The organism is Micromonospora sp. NPDC049081 (genome assembly GCF_040648835.1).
GTDB classification, from domain to species: Bacteria; Actinomycetota; Actinomycetes; order Mycobacteriales; family Micromonosporaceae; genus Micromonospora; species Micromonospora antibiotica.
Window position 1 is genome coordinate 49,631 of the sequence record NZ_JBEZEK010000007.1, and the last position, 22,633, is coordinate 72,263.

Annotated in this window: 20 protein-coding genes; 8 read left to right on the top strand and 12 right to left on the bottom strand. The window is 73.2% G+C overall.

Annotated features, from left to right (window positions below; all coding sequences use genetic code 11):
* Window positions 1-106: 106 nt before the first annotated feature.
* Together AB0B63_RS13000 and AB0B63_RS13005 are read right to left on the bottom strand one after the other, a co-directional pair.
* Window positions 107-1,870 (bottom strand): thiamine pyrophosphate-binding protein, encoded by a 1,764-nt coding sequence (locus AB0B63_RS13000; RefSeq protein ID WP_357017756.1) that lies wholly within the window; start codon window positions 1,868-1,870, stop codon window positions 107-109.
* Window positions 1,863-2,981 carry a Vms1/Ankzf1 family peptidyl-tRNA hydrolase gene (locus AB0B63_RS13005; RefSeq protein WP_357017759.1) on the bottom strand — a complete coding sequence of 373 codons (1,119 nt, stop codon included), beginning with the start codon at window positions 2,979-2,981 and terminating at the stop codon, window positions 1,863-1,865. The genes AB0B63_RS13000 and AB0B63_RS13005 overlap by 8 nt, the downstream gene beginning before the upstream one ends.
* Before the next feature lie 175 nt (window positions 2,982-3,156).
* Here AB0B63_RS13005 and AB0B63_RS13010 point away from each other — a divergent pair, with 175 nt between their 5' ends.
* Window positions 3,157-3,699, top strand: coding sequence for a hypothetical protein (locus AB0B63_RS13010; RefSeq protein ID WP_357018173.1), 543 nt, complete (start codon window positions 3,157-3,159; stop codon window positions 3,697-3,699).
* A 194-nt stretch (window positions 3,700-3,893) separates the two neighbouring features.
* Here the strand turns inward: AB0B63_RS13010 and AB0B63_RS13015 are convergent, their stop codons facing one another.
* Window positions 3,894-4,229 carry a DUF3817 domain-containing protein gene (locus AB0B63_RS13015; RefSeq protein WP_357017762.1) on the bottom strand — a complete coding sequence of 112 codons (336 nt, stop codon included), beginning with the start codon at window positions 4,227-4,229 and terminating at the stop codon, window positions 3,894-3,896.
* Window positions 4,230-4,392: 163 nt separating this feature from the next.
* Here AB0B63_RS13015 and AB0B63_RS13020 point away from each other — a divergent pair, with 163 nt between their 5' ends.
* From AB0B63_RS13020 to AB0B63_RS13035, 4 genes are all read left to right on the top strand, one after another.
* Entirely contained in the window at window positions 4,393-5,871 is a 1,479-nt protein-coding gene (locus AB0B63_RS13020) for a glutamate--cysteine ligase (protein WP_208566314.1), read from the top strand.
* 68 nt (window positions 5,872-5,939) lie between these two features.
* Window positions 5,940-6,419, top strand: a complete 480-nt coding sequence (locus AB0B63_RS13025; RefSeq protein WP_357017765.1) for a DUF2975 domain-containing protein — start codon at window positions 5,940-5,942, stop codon at window positions 6,417-6,419.
* On the top strand, window positions 6,419-6,640 hold the full coding sequence (locus tag AB0B63_RS13030; protein WP_357017768.1) for a helix-turn-helix transcriptional regulator: 222 nt from the start codon (window positions 6,419-6,421) through the stop codon (window positions 6,638-6,640). The genes AB0B63_RS13025 and AB0B63_RS13030 overlap by 1 nt, the downstream gene beginning before the upstream one ends.
* Entirely contained in the window at window positions 6,637-6,792 is a 156-nt protein-coding gene (locus tag AB0B63_RS13035; RefSeq protein WP_357017771.1) for a hypothetical protein, read from the top strand. Before AB0B63_RS13030 ends, AB0B63_RS13035 begins: the two co-directional genes overlap by 4 nt.
* A 45-nt stretch (window positions 6,793-6,837) precedes the next feature.
* Here AB0B63_RS13035 and AB0B63_RS13040 read toward each other — a convergent pair whose 3' ends face one another.
* The 5 genes from AB0B63_RS13040 to AB0B63_RS13060 form a co-directional block, all read right to left on the bottom strand.
* Window positions 6,838-8,409 carry a pentapeptide repeat-containing protein gene (locus AB0B63_RS13040; protein ID WP_357017774.1) on the bottom strand — a complete coding sequence of 524 codons (1,572 nt, stop codon included), beginning with the start codon at window positions 8,407-8,409 and terminating at the stop codon, window positions 6,838-6,840.
* A gap of 163 nt (window positions 8,410-8,572) precedes the next feature.
* Window positions 8,573-9,199: a response regulator transcription factor gene (locus AB0B63_RS13045; RefSeq protein WP_208566319.1), complete on the bottom strand. Its 627-nt coding sequence runs from the start codon at window positions 9,197-9,199 to the stop codon at window positions 8,573-8,575.
* Complete coding sequence (locus AB0B63_RS13050; protein ID WP_244251862.1) at window positions 9,196-10,449, bottom strand: histidine kinase; 1,254 nt, start codon at window positions 10,447-10,449, stop codon at window positions 9,196-9,198. Before AB0B63_RS13050 ends, AB0B63_RS13045 begins: the two co-directional genes overlap by 4 nt.
* 52 nt (window positions 10,450-10,501) lie before the next feature.
* Window positions 10,502-10,960 carry an ABA4-like family protein gene (locus tag AB0B63_RS13055; RefSeq protein ID WP_357017779.1) on the bottom strand — a complete coding sequence of 153 codons (459 nt, stop codon included), beginning with the start codon at window positions 10,958-10,960 and terminating at the stop codon, window positions 10,502-10,504.
* Window positions 10,957-11,883, bottom strand: coding sequence for a hypothetical protein (locus tag AB0B63_RS13060; protein WP_357017782.1), 927 nt, complete (start codon window positions 11,881-11,883; stop codon window positions 10,957-10,959). The genes AB0B63_RS13055 and AB0B63_RS13060 overlap by 4 nt, the downstream gene beginning before the upstream one ends.
* Before the next feature lie 242 nt (window positions 11,884-12,125).
* On the opposite strand from AB0B63_RS13060, the gene AB0B63_RS13065 reads away from it, so the two are divergent.
* The gene (locus AB0B63_RS13065) at window positions 12,126-13,763 is read left to right on the top strand and encodes a cellulose-binding domain-containing protein (protein WP_357017785.1); all 1,638 of its coding nucleotides are present in this window, start codon (window positions 12,126-12,128) and stop codon (window positions 13,761-13,763) included.
* A gap of 66 nt (window positions 13,764-13,829) precedes the next feature.
* Here AB0B63_RS13065 and AB0B63_RS13070 read toward each other — a convergent pair whose 3' ends face one another.
* The gene (locus AB0B63_RS13070; RefSeq protein WP_357017788.1) at window positions 13,830-14,153 is read right to left on the bottom strand and encodes a hypothetical protein; all 324 of its coding nucleotides are present in this window, start codon (window positions 14,151-14,153) and stop codon (window positions 13,830-13,832) included.
* A gap of 1 nt (window position 14,154) precedes the next feature.
* Here AB0B63_RS13070 and AB0B63_RS13075 point away from each other — a divergent pair, with 1 nt between their 5' ends.
* The gene (locus AB0B63_RS13075; RefSeq protein ID WP_357017791.1) at window positions 14,155-14,253 is read left to right on the top strand and encodes a hypothetical protein; all 99 of its coding nucleotides are present in this window, start codon (window positions 14,155-14,157) and stop codon (window positions 14,251-14,253) included.
* Window positions 14,254-14,656: 403 nt separating this feature from the next.
* Here the strand turns inward: AB0B63_RS13075 and treZ are convergent, their stop codons facing one another.
* From treZ to glgX, 3 genes are read right to left on the bottom strand one after another with little or no spacing between them, the layout of a single operon-like run.
* Window positions 14,657-16,390 (bottom strand): malto-oligosyltrehalose trehalohydrolase, encoded by a 1,734-nt coding sequence (treZ, locus tag AB0B63_RS13080; protein WP_357017794.1) that lies wholly within the window; start codon window positions 16,388-16,390, stop codon window positions 14,657-14,659.
* The gene (treY, locus tag AB0B63_RS13085; RefSeq protein WP_357017797.1) at window positions 16,387-18,729 is read right to left on the bottom strand and encodes a malto-oligosyltrehalose synthase; all 2,343 of its coding nucleotides are present in this window, start codon (window positions 18,727-18,729) and stop codon (window positions 16,387-16,389) included. Before treY ends, treZ begins: the two co-directional genes overlap by 4 nt.
* Before the next feature lies 1 nt (window position 18,730).
* Window positions 18,731-20,851: a glycogen debranching protein GlgX gene (gene glgX, locus AB0B63_RS13090; RefSeq protein WP_357017800.1), complete on the bottom strand. Its 2,121-nt coding sequence runs from the start codon at window positions 20,849-20,851 to the stop codon at window positions 18,731-18,733.
* 325 nt (window positions 20,852-21,176) lie between these two features.
* On the opposite strand from glgX, the gene AB0B63_RS13095 reads away from it, so the two are divergent.
* Window positions 21,177-22,583 carry a glycosyltransferase family 4 protein gene (locus AB0B63_RS13095; protein ID WP_357017803.1) on the top strand — a complete coding sequence of 469 codons (1,407 nt, stop codon included), beginning with the start codon at window positions 21,177-21,179 and terminating at the stop codon, window positions 22,581-22,583.
* Window positions 22,584-22,633: the final 50 nt, after the last annotated feature.

Sequence of the window (22,633 nt, forward strand, 5' to 3'; positions counted from 1 at the left end):
TCACTCACCACGCAGCCCGGCTTCCCCTCCCTCTGGGGTCTAAACGGGGCATCCCGCCCCGTCGGGCGCAATCTTCGACCCCGGGGGTGCACCGGCGACGACGGTGCTAGACGAGGTCCTCGGCCTCGACGACCGACCGCTCGGCAGACATCATCCGGTCCCGGACGCGTCGGGCGGCGTCGCCGTCGGCGAACAGGCCCCGCAGGTCGGCCAGGGCCGGTTCCGGCACCTGCAGCGGCACGCCCGGGTCCACCACCGCCTCCAGCACGCACGGGCGGTCGGCGGCGAGCGCCTCGTCCCAGGCCGCGCCGACCAGCTCCGGCCGGTCCACCCGGACACCGTGCAACCCGAGCAGCCGGGCCCAACCGGCGTACGGCACGTCGGCCCGCCGCCCGGCCACGCCCGGCACCCACCCGCGGTGGTCCAGACCGCGGTGGTCGCGGTCGTTGAGCACCAGCACCACCAGCCGGGGATCGGCCCACCCCTGCCAGCGGTGGGCCACGGTGATCAGCTCGGCCAGCCCGTTGAGCTGCATCGCGCCGTCACCGAGCAAGGCGATCACCGGCTCGTCCGGGCGCTCCAGTTTCGCGGCGAGCGCGTACGGCACGGCGCAGCCCGGCGAGCCGAGTGCGCCGCAGAGCTGCGCGTCTACCCCGGGCGGCAGTTCCAGGTGGCGGGCGTACCAGTAGAGCACCGAACCGACGTCCACGGCGACCGACCCCGTGCGGGGCAACCGGGTGGACAGCTCGTGCAGCACCAGCTGCGGGTTGACCGGTTCGGCCGGTTCGGCGGCGCGGGCGGCGGCCTCCGCGCGCCACCGCTCGACGGAGCCCTCGACGGTGGCCCGCCACTGCCGGTTGGGCCGGTCGGCGACCTGGGCCAGCAGCGCGTGCAGGGTTTCGGTGGCGTCGCCGACCAGCGGCACGTCCACCGGGTACCGGCTGCCGATCCGTCGCCCGTCGATGTCGATCTGGATGGTGCGGGCCTGACCGGGCATCGGGAGGTAGTCGGTCCACGGGTCGTTGGTGCCCACCAGCAGCAGGGTGTCCGCGCCACCCATCAGCTGGGCGGCGGCGGTGGTGCCGACCGCACCGAGCACCCCGGTGTGGAACGGCAGCCGCTCGTCGAGCACCGGCTTGCCCGGCAGTGAGCTGGCGACGCCGGCACCCAACCGGTCGGCCAGCGCCGCGATCTGCCCGGCGGCACCCCGGGCGCCCTGCCCGACCAGGATCGCCACCCGCGCTCCGACGCTGAGCAGCGCCGCGGCGGCGTCCAGGTCCGCCTGGTGGGGCAGCACCCGGGCCAGCGGTTCGCCCGGCGTCGCGTTGAGCACCCCCACCGTGTCCGGTTGCAGGTCCGGCACCACGGCGAGCTGCAACGCGCGGGGCAGCACCACGCAGGTCGGGCTGCGGGTCGCCGCGGCCGTGCGCAACGCCTGGTCGAGCAGGGCCGGCACCTGGGCCGGGGTACGGCCGTAGCGGACGAACTGGTGGCAGACGTCGCCGAAGAGCCGGCTCAGCCCGATCTCCTCGTGCACCTCACCGAGCGGTCCGGTGACGTCCTCCCCGAGGATCGCCACCACCGGCCGGCTGTCCAGTTTCGCGTCGTACAGACCGTTGAGCAGGTGCACCGCGCTGGGGCCCTGGGTGGCCACGCAGACCCCGATGCCGCCGGTGAACTTGGCGTGCCCGGTCGCCATGAAGGCGGCGGCCTCCTCGTGCCGGGCGGGGACGAACTCCGGGTCCCCGCCCGCGGTGTCCAGCGCCTCGACCACCGGGGCGATCGCGTCCCCCGGGCAGCCGAAGGCGCGGGGCACCCGCCAGGCCCGCAACCGGTCCACCACCAGCTGCGCGACCGTACGGTCAGCCATGGTCGCGTCCCGGCGTGGCCGGGTCGACGTAGCGCAGCACCGCACCGACCCCGTCGGCCAGTTCGGGGGCCTCGTCCGGCCCGAGAACGGTCAGGTCCGCGTCCGTGCCGACCAACGCCCGGACCAGTGCAGCGTCGGCGCGGACCCGTTGCGGGTCGGACACGGCGGCGAGCTGGCCGGGTGCGGTGGCGATGTCGGTCGGGCGGGGTCCGATCCACAGCTCACCGACGGCCGACGGGTCGTCGACGAGCAGCATCGTGTCGACCTGGTTGCGTTGCAGGGCGGCCACCACGGCGGCCAGCCCCGCACCGACGTCCTCCTGGGTGCCGAACCGGTCCAGCGCGGCGGTGACGTGCTGGTCGGCGACCTCGGCGATGGTCTGCACGGTGACGTCGTCCATCGCGGCCGGGTCGGCGCCACCGGCCCGGGAGCCGGCGTCGGTGCGCACCACCACGTCCTGCCAGCGGGCCGGCAGCTGCGCGGTGATCATCCCGGTGGCCCGGATGTCCCCGGCGACGACCACCACGTCCGCGCCGACCCGGTCGGCCAGTTCGGCGGTGGCCGCGGCGGCGTCCCCGGCGTTGTGGTGCCAGGCTTCCATCGCGGCCCGCTGGTAGCGGGACTGGGACCAGCCGCCGGGTTGCACCCGGCGCAGCGGATAGGTCTGCCGGCCGCTGACGTGGGCCCGTCGGGGCACCCCACCGGCGCTGACCGCGACCGCGTCCGCGCCGGTGCGGTCGGCGAGGACCCGCACCCAGGCCACCTGTTCCCCGCGTTGCGCCAGCAGGGGCATCACGTGCGGCAGCGGCGTGTACGCGGCCAGGTCGCGCAGTGGTGGCGCGGCGAGGTACTCGGACAGCACCACCCGGCCCCGACTGGCGAACGCGGCCAGCCCGTAGTCGCCGGGCATCGGGTCGTGACCCCGGACCACCCGGTCCAGGGCCGCGATGGTCGGCTCGTCGGCGCCGTCGGCGGCGAGTTGTTCGGCCAGGGCCCGCCAGCGTAGGTCCAACGCCGGACGCGCGTCCTGGGTGTCCCGGGAGGCGTCCAGGTAGACCGAGCACCACGGCCCGGGACGGTCGTAGAGCGGGCGCAGGAAGGACAGCTGCATGCTCGACCCCTTTCCGGCTCGGCCGCCCGCTTACCCGGGCTGCCCGGGATGTCACCTCGGCCCGACCACCAGCCGAAGCGCCTCACCCACCGTCGTCCGTGTCGTGACTCTCCGGTTCATTCACGTCGTTCGACCCGTTTGCTGGATACCATCAGTGAACGGAAAGGGACTCTCGGTGGTGAACATGGACAGCGAACTCCGAAACCGGGTGGTACGCCCCACCCAGCGGATACTCACCGGGCGGGTGGTCCGATTCATGGACGGCTACCCCCGCGAGGTCAGGATCGGCCAGCCGGTGCTGGTGGCGGTGCTGACCGCGGCGAGCGTGGCAGGTCTGCTGGTGCTGCTGGTGCGGACCGCCCTCTCCCGGGCCGGCGGGGGCGCGCGCCGCACCTGGAAGGACCTGAAAAAGGGTCCGGAATTCCTGGTCACACCGCTGCGGGTGCGCGACGACAAGGGCCTGCTCTATGAGGTGGAGTTGCACGGGCACCTGCCGCAGAGCGCGGTGCACCCGTCCGACTGGGTGCAGCTGACCCTGCAGCCGCAGGACGTCGACCTGCCGCCGCGCATCGAACGGATCGTCAACCTGACCACCGGTCAGCTGCTCACCCCGCGTACCGCCACGGTGTGGAGCCACCTGGGCCCGCCGCTGCTGATCCAGGCGGTGCTGGGGGCGGTGCTGGTGCTGCTGGTCGCCGCCGCCGTGGTCCTCACCTGACGGCGACCCGTCCGATCGTCACCCGCCCCGCCGGCCGGGCCCGGCCGGCGGCCGGTCGTGGGTGGGTCCCGGCCCTCGTGGGTGGGTCCCGGCCCTCGTGGGTGGGTCCCGGCCCTCGTGGGTGGGTTCCGGCCCGGTCGACTCCCGGCGTCGGCCCGTCGCGGGGTGTCCCCGCCGGGCGCGCACGCGGGCGGTCAGCCGACGGGGGTCAACGGACGCTGCTCCCCGGTGGTCCGCAGCAGGCCCCGGCGGGCGGCCCAGCGCTCGAAGAACAGGGTGGCCAACGGCGGCACCGCGCAGACCAGGGCGACGACGGTGACCCCGAGGGACCACCGGTGCAGCCGGGCGACGGCGAGCACCAGGAGGCCGTACGCGACGAAGAGCGCGCCGTGGATCGGCCCGAAGACCTTGACGCCGATCTCGTTGTCCGGCGGGCCGTACTTGACCGCCATGCCGACCAGCAGGGCCAGCCAGGAGCACGCCTCGGCGATCGCCGCCGCCACGAACAACCGGGTCACCTTCTCGCGCATCGGGTCATGGTAGCCAGCCGCCGTCGGCGGCCGGCGCGTGACGACCGGCGGGCGACGGGGATCACCCGGGCCCCCGATGGGTACGTAGGGGGTCCTTCGGGTCTTCCCGGTCCGTCCGGGACGTGCGAGGTTGACAGGACCAACGGTGACAGGGCGGGTGGCCATGGGTGAGGAAGTCGGAGCGCGCACGTTCAGCCGGGAGGACCGGGCCCGCTACCGGGAGAAGGTCCGCCGGTGTCTGGACGTCTTCGCCGAGATGCTGCGGGAGTCCCGCTTCGACGTCGAGCGGCCGATGACCGGCCTGGAGATCGAGCTGAACCTGGTCGACGACGACTCCCGGCCGACGATGCGCAACGCCGACGTGCTGGCCGCCGTCGCCGATCCCAGTTTCCAGACCGAGCTGGGCCAGTTCAACGTGGAGATCAACGTGGCGCCCCGACGACTCGTCGGCACCGGCACGGCCGAGTTCGAGTCTCACGTGCGGGCCAGCCTGAACGCCGCCGAGGAGAAGGCCCGCACGGTCGACGCCCACATGGTGATGATCGGCATCCTGCCGACCCTGGAGCCGGGGCACCTGACCGCCGGGGCGCTGTCGGCGAATCCGCGCTATGCGCTGCTCAACGAGCAGATCTTCGCCGCCCGTGGGGAGGACCTGCGGATCGCGATCAGCGGGGTGGAGCGGTTGGCGACCACCGCCGACACCATCACCCCGGAGGCGGCCTGCACCAGCACCCAGTTCCACCTGCAGGTCAGCCCGGTCGACTTCGCCGCCTACTGGAACGCCGCCCAGGCGGTCGCCGGGATCCAGGTGGCGCTGGGCGCGAACTCCCCGCTGTTCTTCGGCCGGGAGCTGTGGCGGGAGACCCGGGTGCCGCTGTTCCAGCAGGCCACCGACACCCGCTCGGAGGAGATCAAGGCCCAGGGGGTACGCCCACGGGTCTGGTTCGGCGAGCGCTGGATCAACAGCGTCTTCGACCTGTTCGAGGAGAACGTGCGCTACTTCCCGGCGCTGTTGCCGGTCTGCGACCCGGAGGACCCGGCGCAGACGCTGGCCGCCGGTGGGGTGCCGAGGCTGGCCGAGCTGCGGTTGCACAACGGCACCATCTACCGCTGGAACCGGCCGGTGTACGACGTGTGGAAGGGCCGCCCGCACCTGCGGGTGGAGAACCGGGTGCTGCCGGCGGGGCCGACGGTGGTGGACACCATCGCCAACGGCGCGTTCTACTTCGGGCTGGTCCGGGCGCTGGCCGAGTCGGACCGGCCACTGTGGTCGCAGATGTCGTTCAGCGCGGCGGAGGAGAACTTCACCAGCGGGGCCCGGCACGGCATCGACGCGCAGGTCTACTGGCCGGGTCTGGGCTATCTGCCGGCGACCGAGCTGGTGCTGCGCCGGCTGCTGCCATTGGCGCACCAGGGGTTGGACGGGTGGGGGGTGGATCCGGCCGAACGTGACCGGCTGCTCGGCATCATCGAGCAGCGCTGCCTGACCGGACGCAACGGCGCGAGCTGGCAGGTGGCGACGTTGCACCGGTTGGAGTCCGCCGACCATCTCGACCGCCCGGAGGCTTTGCGGGAGGTGGTCCGCCACTACGTCGAGCTGATGCACAGCAACCAGCCGGTCCACGAGTGGCCGGTTCCCTGACGGTGTCGGGTCACCGCCCACCCGCCGAGTCGATTGACTTTCGATAGCTTCCGAGCGATAGTCGATACATGACGACAGCGCGTTGGGCGGTCACCGCCCTCAGAGGCTTCCTCGTGGTCCTGTTCGCGGTGCTGGTGCTGTTCCAGACCATGTCGCTGCCCGGCCAGTTCGCCCACCTGGCGCGCGAAGCACCCGAGCAGGCCTACCTGCGCTGGCCGGCCACCGCCGTGACGGTGTTCTGGGTGCTCTGCGTGCAGGTGGTGATCGTCGCCACCTGGCGGCTGCTCACCCTGGTCAGAAACGACCGGATCTTCAGTGAGTCGGCACTGGCCTGGGTGGACGCCATCGTCTGGGCCATCGCCGCCGGCTGGCTGGTACTGGTGGCCGTCTTCCTCTACGTCGGGTTCAACGCCGACGACCCCGGGCTGCCGATGCTGCTGTTCCTCCTGTCGGTCGGCGTCACCGTGCTCGGGCTGCTGATGGTGGTGATGCGGGCGCTGCTGCGGCAGGCCACCGCACTGCGCACCGACCTGGAGGCGGTGATCTGATGCCCATCGTCGTCCGCATCGACGTGCAACTGGCCAGACACAAGATGAGCGTCGGCGAGTTCGCCGAGCGGGTCGGGCTGACCCCGGCCAACGTGGCCGTGCTGAAGAACGGCCGGGCCAAGGCGGTGCGGTTCAGCACGCTGGAGGCGATCTGCCGGGTGCTCGACTGCCAGCCGGGCGATCTGCTCGAATTCGTCGACGACGAGGAGCCGACACCGTGAGGTACCTGTCCGCCCTCGTCGCCGTCGTGGTCCTGGCCGCCGGGCTGGCCGGCGTCGTACTCGGCGAGTCCGACGACTCCCCCGGGCTCCAGTTCCTGGGCGGCCTGCTGGTCATCGGCGCGATCGCCATCGGCGTACGGGTCCTGCGGTAGCGCCGGCCGGGGCCGGGTCGCTTCAAGGACGCCGCGCGGTGACGCTCACCCCGGGGGAGACGCCGTCTCGTCGACCACCATCCCGGCGTGACCCGCCACCGCGCCGAGGACCTCGCGCACACTGCGTCGGCGGTCGAGGCGTGCCCCGGCGAAGCTGACGGGACCGTGGAACGTCGCCTGCCCGTCGCCGCCGCCGAGCCGGAAGGTCGCCCCGGTGAAGACGCTCCCCGCGAACCCGGTGTCGCCGTGGAACTGGGCGCCGGTGAAATCGGCGTGGCCGACGTGGCAACCGCCGAGGTCGAGGTCGACCAGGGTGGCCCCGCAGAGCATGAGGTCCGTTCCCGGCCAGTGCGGCGGCCCGTCCGGGGCGGGCGTCGACGGACGCAGCCGCGCCGCGAGCATCCGTTGCGCGGTGCGCCGCAGCTCCAGCTCGGCGGCCTGCCCGTCGGTGCGGGGCCCGGCCAGGTCGAACGGCAGCGGGGTACGCAGGTAGCCGCAGACCGCGTCCACCACCCGCTGCCGCAGCTCCGGCCGGGCGTCACCCAGGTCGGCGAGGACCGCCAGCCCCGCCCGGCGCACGTCCGGGTCGGCGTCGGCGAGCTGACCCGAATACGGGCGGACGGCGTCGTCGGGCACCACCTGCGCCCCGTCCGGCCCGGCCGGTGCCGGCGTCCAGCCGAGCGGCCAGCACACCGGCCCGTCGTCGGCCGTACCGGCCCAGGTCGCGCCGGTGAGGTCCACGCTGGGTTGGTCGAGGTGGACCGGCCCACCGAACCGGGCCCGTCGGAACGTCGCGGCGGCCCCGAACCGCGCCTTGAAGAACCAGGCCGGACCGGCGAAGCGGGCCTGCCGGAATGACACCGGCCCGACGAACCGGGCACCGTCGCCGCCCTCGCTCCACTCCTGGTAGTCACCCATCAGCACGGCGACGGGCCAGTGCGGGTCGTCCTCGTTCGGCTCGTCCCAGGGTGCCGGGGAGGTCTCCTCGATGGTCTCCCAGGCCGGGTCGTCCTCCCACAGCTCGTCCTCGCCCCGGCCGAACCAGGCGAACGCGGCGAACCGGGCCCCGGTGAAGTCGGCGTCGGCGCGGAACCGGGCCCGACCGAATGCGGCGTGGCCGAGGAACCGGGCCCGGGTGAAGCGGGCCGGACCGGACCAGACGGTGCGGGCGAAGTCGGCGTCGCCGGTGAACCGGACGTCGGCGAACGAGGTGGTCCCGCGGAACCGGGCGTCGGCGAACCGGGCCGCGCCCAGCACCGCGCGGGAGAGGTCGAGGTCCACCAGGGTGGCCCCCCACAGGTCGAGGTCGACGGCGGGCGGCGGTTCCGGATCGGCGGTCGGGTCCGCCGGCCCGGCCGGGGCCTCCGCCGCCGGGCGCAACAGCGCGGCCAGCACCCGGCCCGCCTCCCGCCGGGCGTCGGCGTCCCACCCGTCGGCCCCCACCGGTGCCCGCAGCCCGTCGGCGAGAGCCGCGACCGCCCGGGGTCGCAGCCCGGGGCAGCCGGACACCAGTTCGCCGAGGCCACGCAGGGCGACGATCCGGCCCGCGCCGGTCTCCTGCGCCACCGCGCGGACGGCTACCTGGAACGCCACCGAGTCCGACTCCCCGACCGTCACCCGACCTCCCACCCGAGCCCTCGCCGCGGACGCCCCCGGCGTCGCGCCGGATAGCCGGGCCGACCGACAGCCACCCCAGCCGGGCGGCCCGGTCAGCCGCCCCCGGTAGGCGCGGTCAGCCGTCCCCGGTGGGCCCCGGTCAGCCGCCCCCGGGTGGGCGCGGTCAGCCGCCCCGGGCGAACAGCGCCAGGCGAACCCGGTTCGGGCTGTCCGTCTTGGTCATCAGACTGGTGATGTGGGTCTTGACGGTGGTCACGCCGATGTGCAGCCGGTCGGCGATCTCGGTGTTGGACAGCCCCTCGGCCACCAGGTCGAGGACGTCCCGCTCGCGGGCGGTCAGGCCCGTCACCGGTGTGCGCGGCTGCACGCGGGCCCGCACCGCCCGACCGACCAACCGCTGCAGCACCTCCTCGCTGAACGGGCTGGCTCCGGCGGCGGCCCGCCGGATCCCGTCGACCAGATCGGCAGGCGGGGCGTCCTTGAGCAGGAACCCGCAGGCACCGGCGGTCAGGGCGGGATAGAGATGGTCGTCGTCGCCGAACGTCGTCAACACCAGCACCCGGGTGCCGGGCCGGTCGGCGAGGATGCGCCCGGTCGCGGTGATCCCGTCGACACCGGGCATCCGCAGGTCCATCACCACGACGTCGGGGACGAGCCGGGCGGCCAGGGTGACCGCGTCGCGGCCGTTGTCGGCCTCCCCGACGACCTCGATGTCGGGTTGTGCCTCGCAGAGCATGCGCAGGCCCGCACGGATGAGGTGCTGGTCGTCGACCAGCAGCACCCGGATCACGCCGGCCCCGCCGCGTACGGCCCGGCGGAACCGGGCGGCGGGGACGCCGGGCCGGCCCACCCGGCCCGGCGCGCGCCCGCACCGGCCGGCGACGCACCGGCACCGGGCGACGCCCCGGTGGGGGACGCACCGGCAGGCAGCACGGTCCGGACCCGCCAGCCGGTGCCGGCCGGCCCGGCGTCCAACCGCCCACCGAGGACCTCCACGCGTTCCCGCATGCCGGTGAGACCGTGTCCACCACCGGGCGGCACCGCCGCCGGAGCCCAGCCCCGGCCGTCGTCGGACACCTCCCAGTGGACGGCGTCCTCGACGACCGACACCGACAGCCGCGCCCGCGCGGACGTGCCGGCGTGCTTCACCACGTTCGTCAGAGCCTCCTGGGTCAACCGGAGCACCGCCAGCCCGCGTACCGCGTCGAGTGCGCCCACCGCCGGATCGACCTCCGCCTCCACCGTCACCCCGGCCTGCCGGGCCCGGTCGATCGCCGCGCCGAGCGCGGTGGGCAACGCCGCCGGCTCGATCGAGATCAGTGCCGCGTCCCCGTGCGCCCCGTCGGGATCACGCAGCACCGCGACCAGCCCCCGCAGGTCGGCCAACGCCGCCGTCCCGGTCGCGTGCACGTCGTCGAAGACCGCGCCCACCCCGGGGCCGAGGTCGGTCAGGACGTGCCGGGCGACACCGACACGCAGCACCATCGACGCCACATGGTGCGCGACCACGTCGTGCAGCTCGCGGGCGATGGCGCTGCGTTCGTCGGCGCGGGCCGCCCGGTTGTCCGACTCGCGTCGCAACTGTTCCGCCCGGAGCCGTTCCTCGGCCTGCCGGGCGAGTTCGCGGTTGGTACGCACCACCGTGCCGACCAGCAGCGGCAGCCCGACGTAGACCAGCACCCCGAACACCGTCCCGACGATGCCCCGGGCCCCGTGACCCGACGGGGACGGGCCGAACGCCGTGACCACGGCCAGCCCGCCGGCGGCCAGCCAACCGGTACGTGGCCGACGGGACCGCATGGTCAGTTCGAGCAGCGCCCAGCTGGCCCCGACCTGGTTGATGGTGGTGTCGTCGAGGGCCACGACCGCGACCACCAGCAGTCCGGTCTGCACCGTCAGGTTCACCAGGGGCCGGCGGTGTGCGAGCAACGCGACGGCGAACGCGACCACCGCCAGCGCCCACTGGGCGTCGGTGGGCGGCTTACCGGCCTGCGTGCCGAAGACAAGGTAGCCGAGGCCACTGAGATCGAGCAGCAGCATCCGCACGAGAGTGTCCCGTGCGTCGAACAGTCGCCCGACCCAACCCACGGGGTCAGCCTACGGATCGGGGGGTGGGAGCGGCAGCTGCCCCGCTCGGGTGGGCCCAGCGGGTCCGCAGCACCAGGTAACCGGCCAGGCCGAGGGGGCCCAGCAGGATCGTCGCCACCAGCACCGGGGCCATGACCAGCGCCGGCACGGCACGGTCCCGGCTGTCGAGCCACGCCCACCGGCCGACGAACAGGTCGAACCCGATCAGGTGCGCCCAGGCTGCCGCCGCGCCGACGTCGGTGCCGAACAGGTCCCGTACCCCGGTCAGGGTCGGTGAGGTCACCACCGGGAGCACCGCGCCGAGCGCCGGGAGCACCAGCACCGCGTAGATCGCCAGGACCGGCAGGACGATCAGCGGCGACCGGATGATCCGGATGGTCCACGACCAGCCCGGTAGCAGGATCATCAGCGCCCAGAACGGTGCGGCCAGCGCGAAGGTCAGCGTGAACCAGGTGGCGGTCACGCGGCCAGCGCCAGTTCCGGGCGACGTCGCCGGGCCACCACCGCCACCGCGGTGACCGTGGTCGCCGCGGCCAGGGCGGCGAGCGCGGTGAGGGTGGCCAGGTCCGGCCGCAGCAGCGGCTGCCCGCGCAGCGCCTGCCAGGTCAACAGCACGGTGAGTACGCCGTACCCGGCCCCCGCGACGACCAGCAGCCGGACCCGGCTCCGCTCGTCGAGCCAGTGACCCAGGTAGCGGCGCAGCAGGTAGGCCAGGATCGGTAGCGCCTGCATGGCGTGCAGCCCCACGAAGTGCCCGATCCGCAGGTCGCCCCCGGTGGTGCTCCACCCGACGATCGGCAGGCCCGGCCCGCCGTCCGGCACGCCCACGCTGTGCGCCCCGGCGATCCCGTCCGGCCCGGCCCGGTCCTGGGCCACCATCGGGAACGCCGCCAGCATCCCCAGCGCGGACAGGCCGAGCCCCAGAGCCACCGCCCAGGTGGTGGCCCGGTCGGTGGGCCGCCGTACCAGCAGCACCACCGCGACGATCAGGTGCGCGGCGAACAACACCATGATCGCTATTCCCATCACCTGCCAGAGCGCGGCGTTGAGCGGGGTGGTCTGGTTGTAGTGGCTGGTCGTGCCGCGCAGCACCTGCCCGACGATCACCACCATCTCGACCAGGGCCGTCGCCACCACCACGCCGGCCGACCACTCGGCGAGCCGGCTGCGGCGCGGCAGTTGCGCCAGCATCCAGGCGAGGGTGGCGGCGTAGAGCGCGAAGGACACCGAGAACTTGAACGGCTTGAGCCAGATCGGCACGCCGGTGAGCACCCGCCCGTCGACGACCACACCGACGGCGGTGACGACGGCGAGCACCGCCGCCGCCACGCTGAGCACCATCAGGGGGCGGTGCCGGCCGGCCGCCCGGGACATCAGTTCAGTCATGTGTCGAGCCTCGCCGGCCGCCGGCCCGGCCGCGCCCGACCGGAAGCCCCGGTCACGGCCCCCGGTCGGAGGCCGCCTCCTCCCCAGGGTGGAGGGGTGCCGGGGCGGACGGGCGGATTGACGGCATAGACGATGCTCAGCACCTTGGAAAGCGCTTACCTCGATTGACGCGCCGACCCACCACCTCCCGGGGCGGCCCCGGGGCAGGGCGGGCTTCGTACCCCAACCCCCAGGAGAAGACCATGATCTACCGACAGCGTCGGACGGCACTGTGGATGTCCGCAGTGGCGGCGACGACGCTCACCGCGACCGGAGTCGTGATCACCGCGAACGCCGCCCAGGCCGCCGCCGGTTGCCGGGTCGACTACACGGTGTCCACCCAGTGGTCCGGCGGTTTCACCGCGAGCGTCAACCTCACCAACCTGGGCGACCCGCTCAGCGCCTGGACGACCACCTGGACGTTCGGTGCCGGGCAGCGCGTCGACCAGGGGTGGAACGCCACGTTCAGCCAGAGCGGCAGCACGGTCAGCGCCGCGAACGCCGGTTACAACGGGGCGGTCGCCACCAACGGCACGGTCTCGTTCGGTTTCAACGGCACCTGGACCGGCAGCAACCCGGTCCCGACGAACTTCGCGGTCAACGGGGTGGCCTGCACCGGCGGCGTCACCCCCACCACCGGCACCCCCACCACCGCGCCCCCGACGACACCCCCGCCCACCACACCCCCACCCACGACACCCCCGCCGACCACGCCGCCGCCGACCACCCCACCGCCCACGACACCCCCGCCGTCGGGCAGCACGCTGTACGTGGCACCGAACGGCAGCGCCGGTGCGGCCGGCACCCAGACGAACCCGACCACGCTCGCCTCGGCCATCACCCGGGTCACCGCCGGCGGGACGATCTACGTCCGCGCCGGGACGTACAACCTGGCGCAGACCGTGACCATCGAACCGGGCAACAACGGCACCGCCAGCGCCCGCAAGAAGCTGTTCGCCTACCCGGGTGAGAAGCCGGTGCTGAACTTCTCGGCGATGAGCGAGGACCCGGCCAACCGGGGGCTGGCGCTGAACGGGTCGTACTGGCACGTCCAGGGCCTCGTCGTCGAGCGGGCCGGCGACAACGGGATCTTCGTGGGCGGCAGCAACAACATCATCGAACGCACGGTCACCCGCTTCAACCGCGACAGCGGATTGCAACTCTCCCGGATCGCCTCCAGCACCCCGCGCGACCAGTGGCCCGCCAACAACCTGGTGCTCAGCGCCGAGTCGCACGACAACGCCGACTCCGACGGGGAGGACGCCGACGGCTTCGCCGCCAAGCTCACCGTGGGCAGCGGCAACATTTTCCGGTACGCGGTGTCGCACAACAACATCGACGACGGGTGGGACCTCTACACCAAGACCGACACCGGCCCGATCGGCGTGGTCACCATCGAGGACTCGCTCGCCTACAACAACGGCACGCTCAGCAACGGCACGCAGAACGGCAACGGTGACCGCAACGGCTTCAAGCTCGGCGGCGAGGACATCGGCGTCAACCACGTCGTACGGCGGACCATCGCCTACCGCAACGGCAAGCACGGCTTCACCTACAACCGCAACCTCGGCTCGATGTCGATCTCCAACAACCTGGGCATCGACAACACCGAGCGCAACTTCTCGTTCGACGGCGGCAGCTCGGTGTTCCGGAACAACACCTCGTGCCGCAGCGGCAGCGGGTCCAACGACAAGATCGTCGGCAACAGCGACAGCTCCAACCAGTTCTGGAACGGCAGCAACGGCTCCCGCTGCGCGTCGTACACCGGGGCCATCGGTTGGTCCTTCGCCGCCGACGGGCGGCTCGTGGTGACCCTCGGCGGCCGGCAGGTCACCCTGTAACCGCCGGTTTCCGGAGGGTGGTCCGGCCGGTCGGACCGGTCGGGCCACCACCGCGGGCAGCCCCGGTCACCGGGTGGTGAGGCCGACCAGCGTGGCCAGTCGCGCGACGCCGGCCCCCGACGGCCGCCCCCGGGCCAGCTCGGCGATGACCGTACGGGCCACCGGGCGGCACCGCACCTCGGCCGGCGCGATGCCGTCCGCGTCGACAAGCACCCGACCGGCCCCGAACAGGTCGCCGACCTGGAGGTACGCCCGCGCGGCGTCGACCAGGTAGGCAGCCCGGTACTCGGCCGGCAGGAGCCGCCAGCCCTCCCGACGGATCACCTGTTCGTGCCGGTGGACCGCCTCCCCGGCGTCACTTGCCCAGCAGTACGACTGCTCAGTTGGCACGGTGCGGCGGGCGATCGAGCATCTCCAGATCACCGGGGAGCTTCAGGGGCGACAGGGCAAGGGCACGTACGTGACCGGGAAGTTGTTCGAAGGCTCCTGAGCACACCGCCTAGGCTGCGGGGCTCGTCGCCGGCGCGCGGACGGGCAGGAGGTCGGACCTGGGGAGTACATGTGTGCACTCAGGCTTATGCCACACAGGCATAAATATGCCAGCCAGGCATACACCTTCCACCCGCATGGTGCTCCCGCCGCGACCGTGACCCAGCGTGACCACCCACCGCGCGAGTCAGCCCGAGAACCGGGCGCACCCGCGCCGGGAACAGAGCGCACCAAGCGGACCGAGCGGAGAACCGGGGACCAAGCGGAGAACCGGGGACCAAGCGGAGAACCGGGGACCAAGCGGAGAACCGGGGACCGGCGCGAACCCAGTCGCGGACCGCGCGAACCAAAGCCGCAGACCGCGCGAACCAAAGCCGCAGACCGTGCGGCGACGGGCGTTGCGCTCAGAGCGCAACGATCGCCGCCGTCTCCGCCGGCAACTCCACCCGGTCGCGCATCACCGTGACGCCCTCCCCCGTGGTGAGCAGCACCCGACGGGCCACCCCGGGCAGGGTGACCCGCTGGCGGCGACCGGCGAGGTTCGCCACCACCAGGCATCCGCCCCGGCGGACCACCAGGAACTCGTCGCCGTGGCGTACCTCCACCTGGTGCAGGCGGGGGTCGGCCAGGTCGGGCCGGCTCTTGCGGAGGGCGATCAGCCGCCGGTAGAAGTCGTACATCTCGCGGTGTTCGGGTTTGTCCAGCTCGGCCCAGTCCAGGCGGGAGCGTAGGAAGGTCTGCGGGTCCTGCGGGTCGGGCACGTCACCCGGCGGCCAGCCGTGCGCGGCGAACTCCCGCCGCCGGCCGGTCGCGACCGCCGCCGCCAGCTCCGGCTCCGGATGGCTGGTGAAGAACTGCCACGGCGTGCTGGCCGCCCACTCCTCCCCCATGAACAGCATCGGGGTGAACGGCGCGGTCAGCAGCAGCATCGCCCCGACCCGCAGCAGCGCGGGCGACAGGCCGGCGGAGATCCGGTCGCCGGTGGCCCGGTTGCCGATCTGGTCGTGGTTCTGCAGGTACGCCACGAACCGGTGCCCGGGGGTGGCGTGCCGGTCCACCGGCCGGCCGTGGCTGCGGTTGCGGAAGCTGGACCAGGTGCCGGCGTGGAAGAACGCGCCGGTCAGCACGTCGGTCAGGCACTCCAGCGAGCCGAAGTCGCCGTAGTAGCCCTGCCGCTCCCCGGTGAGCAGGGTGTGCAGGGCGTGGTGGGCGTCGTCGTTCCACTGCGCGTGCAGGCCGTAGCCGCCCGCCTCCCGGGCGGTGATCAGCCGGGGGTCGTTGAGGTCGGATTCGGCGATCAGCGACAGCGGCCGGCCCAGGTGGGTGGCGAGCGCCTCCACCTCGACCGCCACCTGCTCCAGGATGTGCACCGCGCGGGTGTCGGGCATCGCGTGCACGGCGTCCAGCCGCAGGCCGTCGACGTGGTAGTCGCTCAGCCACATCAGCACCGAGTCGACGATGTAGCGGCGCACCCCGTCGGAGTGCGGGCCGTCCAGGTTGACCGTGCGGCCCCAGGAGTTGTCCTGCTCGGTCAGGTAGGGCGCGAACCTCGGCGCGTAGGCCCCGGAGGGCCCGAAATGGTTGTAGACGACGTCGAGGATCACCCCCAGCCCCCTGGCGTGGGCGGCGTCGACCAGGCGTTTCAGCCCGTCCGGCCCACCGTAGGGCTGGTGCGGGGCAAACCAGCACACCCCGTCGTAGCCCCAGTTGTGTTCGCCGTTGAAGGCGTTCACCGGCAGCAACTCGATCAGGTCGACGCCGAGGTCGACCAGGTGGTCGAGGCGGTCGATCGCCGCGTCGAAGGTGCCCTCCGGGGTGAACGTGCCGACGTGCAGCTCGTAGAGGATGCTGCCGGGCAGTTGCCGGCCGGGCCAGCCCTGGTCGGTCCAGGCGAAGGCGGCGTGGTCGTAGCGTCGGCTCGGCCCGTGCACCCCGGTCGGCTGCCAGGCCGACCGCGGATCGGGCAGCGGGGTGTCGTCGTCGTCGAGCAGGAACGCGTAGTCGGTGCCGGGGCCGGCGGCGGGCACCTCGACCCGCCACCAGCCGTCCGGCCCCGCCCGCATGTCGTGGTCGGCGACGCCGGGCAGGTGCAGCCGGACCCGGGCGACGTCGGGCGCCCAGACGGTGAACTCGGTCATGCGGCAGCCTCCACGGGGTCGGTGGGAGCCAGCAGGGCGGTGGGCGCGAGGAGCGCGACGGGGTAGGTGCTCAGCAGATCATGAAGGAGCAGCTCAGAACCACTGTAGACCCGTCCGGTGAACACGTCGGTAACACTGTTGCCGGGCATCGACAGGCGGGTGTCACGCCAGCCGCCGTCGCGGGCCAGCCCCACCGGCAGCCGGGTCGCCACCGCGATCACGCCACCCCGGTCGAAGGCGACCACGTGGGCGGCGGCCGGCCCGTGCGCGGCCACCGGCCGGTAGCCGGCGAACAGCTCCGGGTGGTCACGGCGCAACCGCAGCGTGCGGGAGACCACCAGCAGCTTGGCCGCGCCGTCGGCGGCCACCGCCGGTTGCCGGCCGGCGTCGAGCCGGGCCAGCAGCTCCTGGCGTACGGCGAAGTCGACCGGGCGACGGTTGTCCGGGTCGACCAGCGAGTTCTCCCACAACTCGGTGCCCTGGTAGGTGTCGGGCACCCCCGGCATGGCCAGCTGGACCAGCTTCTGGCCCAGCGCGTTGGACCAGCCGGCCGGCGTCAGCTCGGCGGCGAACGCGCTGATCTCGTCGTGCAGCAGCGGGTCGTCGTACAGCCGGTCGACCAGGGCGTGCAGGTCGTGTTCGAAGGTCGGGTCGGGGTCGGCCCAGCTGGTGGACGTCGACGCCTCCCGGGCGGCCTTCTCCACGTACGCGTGCAGCCGCTCCCGGTCGATCGGCCAGGCGCCCACGGCGGTCTGCCACAGCAGGTGGGCGAAGGCCGGATCGGCCAGCGGCGCACGGGCCATCCAGTCGCCCACCTGCTCCGCCCAACGGGCCGGCAGCTCGGCGAGTACGGCCAGCCGGGCCCGGACGTCCTCGCCGCGCTTGGTGTCGTGGGTGGACAGCGTGGTCATGCTGGTCGGCCAGCGGACCTGCCGGGCGGCGGCGAACCGGTGGAACTCCGCCGGCGGCACCCCGAAGTGGGCCGGCGAGCCACCCACCTCGTTCAACGCGACGAACCGGCTCCACCGGTAGTAGGCGGTGTCCTCCACCCCCTTGGCCATCACCGCGCCGGTGAGCTGCGGGAACCGGGCGGCCAGCTCGTGCTCGGGGCGACGCAGCAGCGCGGTCACCGCATCCAGGGTGGCGGTCAGGTCGGGCCGGCGGCGACCCGCCTCGGCGCGGGCGGCGGCCAGGTGCCGGGCCCCGTGCGGCGGGTAGCCCCGGTAGACCGGGAAGCAGGCGGCCAACTCCGCCAGGGCCGCCCGGGTGGCGTCCCGGTCGAGGTCGGGGGCGAGGGAGGCGAGCCGACCCAACTCGGCGGCGAGCAGCCGGGTGGCGGCTTCCAGCTTGGTGGCGTGGGTGAGGTCCTGCCAGGAGGTGTGATGACCGGTGAGCCGGGCGTCGAGGGCGGTGAAGTCGCCCTCGGCCCGCCCGTCGACGAACAGCCCGCAGACCGCGGCCAGCGCGTCGTAGCCGGTGGTGCCGTCGACCGGCCAGTCCGGTAGCTCCTCGCCGTACTCCAGGATCTTCTCCACCACCAGCCAGGCGTGCGGGGCGGCGGCCCGCAACCGGGTCAGGTAGCCGGCCGGGTCGCGCAGGCCGTCGGGGTGGTCGACGCGGATGCCGTCGACCTCACCGGCGGCCACCCAGCGCAGCACCTCGGCGTGGGTGGCGTCGAAGACCGCCGGGTCCTCCACCCGCAGCCCGGCCAGGTCGGACACGGCGAAGAACCGGCGGTACGTCAGCTCGGCGTCACCGCGCCGCCAGGAGACCAGCTCGTAGTGCTGCCGGTCGTGCACGTCGCGGGGGCTGCCGTCGGCGGTGCCGTCGGCGACCGGGAACCGGTGCTCGTGGTAGCGCAGTTCCCCGTCGACCAGCTTGAGGTCGTCGAGGGCGTCGGGGCTGTCGGCGAGCACCGGCAGCAGCAGCCGCCCCCGCTCCCAGTCGACGTCGAACCAGTCGGCGTAGGCCGAGTCCCGGCCCCGGCGCAGCACGTCCCACCAGGCCGGGTTGGCGGCCGGTTGGGCGACCCCGGCGTGGTTGGGCACGATGTCGACGACCAGGCCCAGCCCGGCCGCCCGCAACGCCCGGACCAGCCGCTGCCGGCCGGCCTCCCCGCCCAGCTCCGGGTTGACCGCGCGGTGGTCGACCACGTCGTAGCCGTGCGCGGAGCCGGGGGTCGCGGTGAGCAGCGGCGCGGTGTAGAGGTGGGTGACGCCCAGGTCGGCGAGCCAGTCGGCCAGCCCGGCGGTGGTGTCCAGGTCGAACCCGGGTCGGACCTGGATGCGGTACGTCGACCCGACCGTCGCCGTCGAGTCGGGTGCGGGCTGCGCGGGCATGTCAGACCGTCCTCTCCAGGACCACCAGGGAACGGTCCGGCACGCAGACCGCGCCGCCCGCCTCGACCACCGTCGGCTTCTCCGGATCCGGTTCCGCGGTGCTGATCACCAACTCCCAGCGTTGCCCGAACTCCGCACCGGGCAGGGTGAAGTCCAGCGGCGCGTCGTGGGCGTTGAAGCAGAGCAGGAACGAGGAGTCCCGGTGCCGCTGGCCGTACTGGCCGCGTTCGGGGATGCCGTCGCCGTTGACGAACAGGGCCACCGAGCGGCCGAAGTCGTTGCCCCAGTCCTCGCCGGTCATCTCCCGGCCGTCGGGGGTGTACCAGGCCAGGTCCGGCAGCCCCGCCTCGGTGTTGCGGCCACCCACCGGCAGGCCGGTGAAGAACCGGCGGCGGCGGAACACCTGGTGCCGGTTGCGGAAGTCGGTGAGCCGCCGGACGAAGGCCAGCAGGTCGTCGTCGGCGTGCTCCCAGTCCACCCAGGCCAGCTCGCTGTCCTGGCAGTAGGCGTTGTTGTTGCCGTGCTGGGTGCGGCCCAGCTCGTCGCCGTGGCCGAGCATCGGCACGCCCTGGGAGAGCATCAGGGTGGCCAGGAAGTTGCGGCGCTGCCGGGCCCGCAGGGCGGTGATGCCGGCGTCGTCGGTCTCCCCCTCGACGCCGCAGTTCCAGGACCGGTTGTGGCCCTCGCCGTCGCGGTTCTCCTCACCGTTGGCCTCGTTGTGCTTGTCATTGTAGGACACCAGGTCGTTGAGGGTGAACCCGTCGTGACAGGTGACGAAGTTGATGCTGTGGAAGGGGCGGCGGCCGTCGTCCTGGTAGAGGTCGGCCGAGCCGGAGATGCGGGAGGCGAACTCGGCCAGGGTGGCCGGCTCACCGCGCCAGAAGTCCCGCACCGTGTCGCGGTACTTGCCGTTCCACTCCGTCCACAGGGGTGGGAAGTTGCCGACCTGGTAGCCGCCGGGGCCGACGTCCCACGGCTCGGCGATCAGCTTCACCTGGCTGACCACCGGGTCCTGCTGCACCACCTCGAAGAACGTGGACAGCCGGTCCACCTCGTAGAACTCGCGGGCCAGGGTGGCGGCGAGGTCGAAGCGGAACCCGTCGACGTGCATCTCGGTCACCCAGTACCGCAGCGAATCCATGATCAGCTGGAGGGAGTGCGGGCTGCGGACGTTGAGGCTGTTGCCGGTGCCGGTGTAGTCGACGAAGTACCGGCGGTCCTCTTCGGACAGCCGGTAGTAGCTGGGGGCGTCGACGCCCTTGAAGCTCAGCGTGGGCCCCAGGTGGTTGCCCTCGGCGGTGTGGTTGTAGACCACGTCGAGGATGACCTCGATGCCGGCGGCGTGCAGCGCCTTGACCATGCCCCGGAACTCCTGCACCTGCTGGCCGAGGCGGCCCAGCGCGGAGTAGCCGTGGTGCGGGGCGAAGAAGCCGATGCTGTTGTAACCCCAGTAGTTGCGCATGCCGAGGTCGGCCAGCCGGTGGTCGTGCACGAACTCGTGCACCGGCATCAGCTCGATGGCGGTCACCCCGAGCTGCCGGAAGTAGTCGATCATCACCGGGGAGGCGATCGCCGCGTAGGTGCCGCGCAGCTCCTCCGGGATGCCGGGGTGACGCATGGTGAGCCCGCGCACGTGCGCCTCGTAGATCACCGAGTGGTGGTACGGGGTGCGCGGCGGCCGGTCGTTGCCCCAGTCGAAGTACGGGTTCACCACCACCGACTTGGGCATGAACGGGGCCGAGTCGGTCTCCGACATCCGGTCCGGGTCGCCGCCCAGCTCGTAGTCGTAGACCGCCGGATCCCAGCTGACCTCCCCGTCGACCGCCTTGGCGTACGGGTCGAGCAGCAGCTTGTGCGGGTTGCACCGGACGCCGTTGGCGGGGTCGTACGGGCCGTGGACCCGGTAGCCGTACCGCTGGCCCGGCTCGATCCCGGGGATGTACGCGTGCCAGACGTACGCGTCGACCTCACGCAGCTCGACCCGGCGCTCCGCGCCGGTGTCCCACTCGTCGAACAGGCACAACTCGATTTTCTCGGCGACCTCCGAGAAGATCGCGAAGTTGGTGCCCATCCCGTCGTAGGTGGCGCCCAGGGGATAACGCTCACCCGGCCAGACCTGCATGTCGCTCCTTCGGCCCATGATCATGAGCACACCTGCCGAGTCAGGGACCGGCCGATGCGCACGCCACTGATGCCCCGTGGCCGGGTCGGCCAATCCACCCGTTCGGACGGCACCCGATTTCCACCCGTCCGAGGGATCACCCACCGTCAGGTGTCGTCCGTCACGATAGGCCCTTTCGAGATGCGCCGAGCCGCCCGATGCCCTTTGCTAGACGCGACGCGCCCGCGCGGGCACGTCACCACTCGGCCCTCGGCCACCCCCACCACCGCCCCCTCCCGCCGTCACCGCTGCCGGCGTGATCGCGTGCGCATGGACGGAGATTGATGTGACCACCCTGCGGGTCAGCGACCAGCTCGCGACCGCTGTGGACCGGACCTGCCGGCCCACCCCCACCTTCCGGCCCCAGCTCCCCCAGCAGGGCGGCGGCTCCGGCGTGCCCCCGCGCACCCGGCGCATCCTGATGCTCTCCTGGGAGTATCCGCCGGTGCTGGTGGGCGGGCTCGGCCGGCACGTGCACGCCCTGTCGGTGGCCCTGGCCGCCGCCGGGCACGAGGTCACCGTCGTCACCCGGCACACCGAGGGCGCGGCGCTGGAGGAGTACGCCGACGGCGTGCGGATCGTCCGGGCCGCCGAGGACCCGGTCACCTTCCCGCTGGCCACCGACTCGTTGCTGGCCTGGACGATGGCGTTCAACCACACCCTGACCCGGGCCGCCCTGCGGGCCACCGAGTCCGGCGCGTACGACGTGATCCACGCCCACGACTGGCTGGTCGCGCACACCGCCATGACGTTGCGCGCCCACCTGGACGTGCCGCTGGTGACCACCATCCACGCCACCGAGGCCGGCCGGCACCAGGGCTGGCTGCCGGGGGAGATGAACCGGACCATCCACGGCGTCGAGCAGTGGCTGGCCGCCGAGTCGGGTCGGGTCATCGTCTGCTCCCGGTACATGCGCGACGAGGTGGGCGCGCTGTTCGACGTGCCGACCGCCCGGGTCGACGTGGTCCCCAACGGGGTCGAGCCGCACCGCTGGAAGGTGCCGACCTCGGCGGTCACCGCGGCCCGCGCCCGGTTCGCCGGGGACGGGCCGCTGGTCACCTTCGCCGGCCGGCTGGTCTACGAGAAGGGCGTCCAGCACCTGCTCGCCGGCCTGCCCCGGCTGCGCGAGCGGCACCCCGGCCTGCGCGCGGTGATCGTCGGCGACGGGCCGTACAAGGCGGAGCTGGAGGCCGAGGTGCGCCGGCTCGGGTTGGGCGGCACGGTCGCCATGCCCGGTTTCCTCGGCGGCACCGACCTGCCGGCCGTGATGGCCGCCTCGGACTGCTTCGCGGTGCCCAGCATCTACGAGCCGTTCGGGATGGTCGCCCTGGAGGGCGCGGCGGCCGGCGCACCGCTCGCGGTCGCCGAGACCGGCGGGCTGGCCGAGATCGTCGAGCCGGGGGTGACCGGGATGACCTTCGCCCCGGAGGACCCGGCCGACCTCACCGAGGCCGTGCACGCGCTGCTGTCGGACCGGGAACGCGCCCGGGTGCTCGCCCGCCGGGCCCGCGCCATGGTCCACGAGCAGTACGGCTGGTCGGCGATCGCCGCCCGCACCGCGACGGCGTACGCCTCCGCGATCGCCGGGGACGCCGCGTTCACCGCGCAGCGGGCCGAGCAGCGGATGGCCACCGGCCGGGTCACCGCCCCGATCCCGGCGGGCAACCTGCTCGTCGCCGCCGGCCTGCGCTGACCGCAGCTCGGTGCCGGCTGCCGGGCCCCGATGCCCGGCCCCCGTACGCG